Below are 3,769 nucleotides of genomic sequence, written 5' to 3'. Positions count from 1 at the left end.
CAACAGACCAATCAACACACAACCATGCACACAAAAATAAAAAATAAGTACATTGGCACACTATTGAGTTCTCAAACAACATCCACACACCACAAGAAAATTAACCAAACGTTAACCTCTCGTCGGCGGCTCGTACCAACTTACCCAACAACCTGAACCAAGTCAAATCCTCGAACCAAGCCAGTACAAAAAGTCACTCACAAGTAACCAACCGGCTACCCCTCGGCGACTTCGATAAAGTTACACCCCACTCCAGAAAACACACAAATCCCCAGCACACACCGCAAAAATGCATACTGGGGAAAGGTTAATTAGAAGATTTCTTCTTCCTGCGTCCTTTCGATGGTGGCTCCAAGCCGTGAAAGGTTCTCCACAAAGTGGGGATAGCCGCGGTCGATATGGAAGACATCGTGAACGGTCGTGGCTTCGTCGGCGCAGAGTGCGGAGAGCACCAGGCCAGCTCCTGCGCGGATATCGGAGCTCCACACATGCGTAGAGGAAAGATGCTCCTTTCCGCGCACCACCACATGATGACCGTCTACTTGGGCATCGGCACCCAAGCGCAGCATTTCGTCGACGAAGCGGAACCGGGATTCAAAGACGTTCTCCGTGATCACGGTGGTCCCTTCGGCGATGGAGGAAATGCCGATGGCCATGGGCTGGAGGTCCGTCGGAAAGCCTGGGAAAGGCAACGTCTGGTAATCCACAGCGGTAGGGCGCTTATCCATACGCACGCGGAAGCCGTTTTCATAGGTTTCAATCTCTGCACCGGCGGACTTCAGCTTTTCCAGCGGAAGGTGCAAGTGGCGCGGAGCAATGCCGCCGACTGTGATATCGCCTTGTGTCATGGCTGCGGCATAAGCCCAAGTGCCTGCCACGATGCGGTCACCGATGACCTCGTGCTCCGTTGGGTTAAGCCGGTCCACGCCGTGGATGGTGACCTCGGAGGTGCCTTCGCCTTCGATATTGGCGCCCATGGATTTCATCATCTCGCACAGGTCAACGATCTCGGGCTCGCGGGCGGCGTTGTGGAGGACGGTGGTGCCCTCAGCCAAGACGGCGGCGGTCAAAATGTTTTCCGTTGCACCAACGGAAGGAAAGTCCAAACGGATGGTGGAACCGCGAAGCTCGGAGGCCTCAGCGACCACGGCGCCGTGTTCAATGCGGGTGGTGGCGCCGAGTTTTTCCAAGCCGGTCTGGTGCATATCAAGCGGGCGAGAGCCAATGGCGTCACCACCGGGCAGCGCAACCTTTGCATGCCCGCAGCGCGAGGTTAGTGGGCCTAAGACGCATACCGATGCCCTAAATTGGCGAACCGCATCAAAGTCCGCGTTCGATTGCGGCGTCGCAGGGGTAGTAATGCGGACGGTGCTGCCATCGATTGTCACCTCGCAGCCCAAGCCTTCGAGTACCTTTTTCATCAAAGGTACGTCCAGAATCTCTGGGCAATTGGTCAGCGTCGTCGTCCCCTCCGCCAGCAACGCGGCGGCCATGAGCTTAAGGACGCTGTTTTTGGCGCCATCTACTTTGACGGTGCCTGCAAGACGGGCACCGCCGGAAACAATAAACTGATCTTTCACAGCTTTCTACGCTACCGGTTATCAGGGCAACGCGCCGATCCGGCGGGCGGCATTGACGGCTTCGTAGCGAGTGTGCGCCCCCAACTTGCGCATCACGGAGCGTAGGTAGGACTTGACGGTTTCGGCGCCAATTCCCATTTCTTCCGCCGCTTCCACGTTGGTGTGGCCGAGTGCCACGCAGGAGAGGACGTCGAGCTCGCGGGCGGAAAGCTTGGTTGATTGCTTCACGCGCACGGGAGAGACCATCTGATCGCAGAGCGCCTCGAGTTCCTTGCGCAACTCCTCGTCCTCGACGCGGTTGGCCAGCATGCGCAGCTTGGAGTGGGTGGAACGAACCTGTTCCCATTCCGCACCGTTCATCGCATGGCCGCGGGACGCACCTCCCTTTCCGCCATCGGCGCGGCGCATCGCGGAGTTGACCGCGAGATCTTGCTCTAGGGTCCGGGCCGTCATCGTTACTTCCTCGATGACCTTATCCCCCAAGCGCACAGGGGAATGTACGCCAACGTAAAGCACTCCCCGGATTTCACGCTGCACGGTAACGGGTACGGCCACGATCGAGTGCAGGCCTTCGTCTTGGATTACGCTGTCGTTCTCGTGGGAAATGGTGGTGGCACGCGTGTAGTCCGATACGCCCACCGCGCGACGGGTGGTGATGACGCGCCCGCCGACGCCCACGCCGGCATCGATAAGCAGATTCTGCAGCGCCGGCGTACGCAGGCCCACCCACTGGGTAATTTGCAGGCGATTATCCGCCAATAATGTTGCGTACATCGTCACTGGGATTCCGGTGGCGGTTTTGAGAGACGACAGTGCCGCGCGTACGGATTCTTCATCATCTTTGAGGCGATGCGACTCCATGAGACTCTTTCCTCGTCGGGGGTAACCAAGTAGGTGCACCCGATATCCCCGAAAACTTGGGGAGCAGCGGGTAACTACGTGGAATTATAGACAGCAAGTGGGGGTAATTCGAAATCGTCCCTTCGCCTCCGCGGCCGTAAATCCCACATTCCATGCCCGAATGGGTTGTCTGTAATAAATATACCACTCTGTCTACTTAAATAGTGTATCCTTGCGCTTGTACCTGATTTGACCACGAATATGATTCCCAAAGGAGTCCTAATAAATGGCTATTTACAACAATGTCCTAGAGACCATCGGCGGTACCCCACTTATCCGCATCAACCGCTTGGCTGAGGGTAAGGGTGCCACCGTGCTGGCCAAGGTGGAGTCCTTTAACCCTGGTAACTCCGTGAAGGACCGCATCGGCCTCGCCATCATCAAGGCCGCTGAGGAATCCGGTGACCTGAAGCCGGGCGGCACCATCGTTGAAGCTACCTCCGGTAATACCGGCATTGCCCTAGCACTGGCCGGCGCAACCTTGGGCTACGACGTTGTCCTCACCATGCCAGAGACCATGTCCAATGAGCGCAAGGTCCTGCTTCGCGCATACGGTGCAGAAATCATCCTGACCCCGGGCGCTGCCGGAATGCAGGGTGCGGTTGATAAGGCCAACGAGATCGTCGCCGAGCGCGACAACGCCATCTTGGCTTCCCAGTTCGCTAACGAGGCCAACCCCAAGATCCACGAGGCCACCACCGGCCCGGAGATCTGGGACGACGCCGAGGGCAATGTCGATGCCTTCGTCGCAGGCGTCGGCACTGGCGGCACCATCACCGGTGCAGGTCGCTACCTGAAGTCCAAGAACCCAGACGTTTACCTCGCAGCCGTTGAGCCGGCTGACTCCCCTGTGCTGTCTGAAGGCCAGGCAGGTCCGCACAAGATCCAGGGCCTAGGCGCCAACTTCGTGCCGGACGTGCTCGACCGCGAGCAGCTGGATGAGGTCCTGACCGCTTCCCTCGAGGAGTCCATCAAGCTTTCCCGCGACCTTGCTACCGAGGAAGGCCTGCTGGTTGGCATTTCCGCCGGTGCAAACCTTTCCGCCGCGCTGAAGCTGGCTGAGCGCCCCGAGTTCGAGGGCAAGACCATCGTCGTTGTCCTGCCGGACTTTGGTGAGCGCTACGTTTCCACCGTTCTTTTCGAGGACATCCGCGAGGCATAACTAGCCCTGTTATGTCCATGAGGTTTTTGGACTTGGAGTCCAGCTACTTTTTGGACTCGGAGTCTAGGGACTTTGTGGACGCGGAGTCTCCCCGCTTTTTGGGCGGGGAGTCCACGGAGTTTTTGTA

3 protein-coding genes are annotated in these 3,769 nt (G+C 58.0%); 1 reads left to right on the top strand and 2 read right to left on the bottom strand.

The window, feature by feature from the left end; genetic code table 11:
* Positions 1-311: 311 nt before the first annotated feature.
* Both murA and ramA read right to left on the bottom strand, forming a co-directional pair.
* Positions 312-1,580, bottom strand: coding sequence for a UDP-N-acetylglucosamine 1-carboxyvinyltransferase (gene murA / locus MHX65_RS11380; RefSeq protein WP_023023781.1), 1,269 nt, complete (start codon positions 1,578-1,580; stop codon positions 312-314).
* A gap of 21 nt (positions 1,581-1,601) precedes the next feature.
* Entirely contained in the window at positions 1,602-2,441 is an 840-nt protein-coding gene (gene ramA / locus MHX65_RS11375; RefSeq protein WP_005279642.1) for an acetate metabolism transcriptional regulator RamA, read from the bottom strand.
* Positions 2,442-2,706: 265 nt separating this feature from the next.
* On the opposite strand from ramA, the gene cysK reads away from it, so the two are divergent.
* On the top strand, positions 2,707-3,642 hold the full coding sequence (cysK, locus tag MHX65_RS11370) for a cysteine synthase A (protein WP_023023783.1): 936 nt from the start codon (positions 2,707-2,709) through the stop codon (positions 3,640-3,642).
* Positions 3,643-3,769: the final 127 nt, after the last annotated feature.

Source organism: Corynebacterium sp. ACRPS, assembly GCF_022346005.1.
GTDB lineage: Bacteria > Actinomycetota > Actinomycetes > Mycobacteriales > Mycobacteriaceae > Corynebacterium.
Note: the sequence above shows the minus strand (reverse complement) of the source record. Positions and strands in the feature narration are given on the sequence as shown.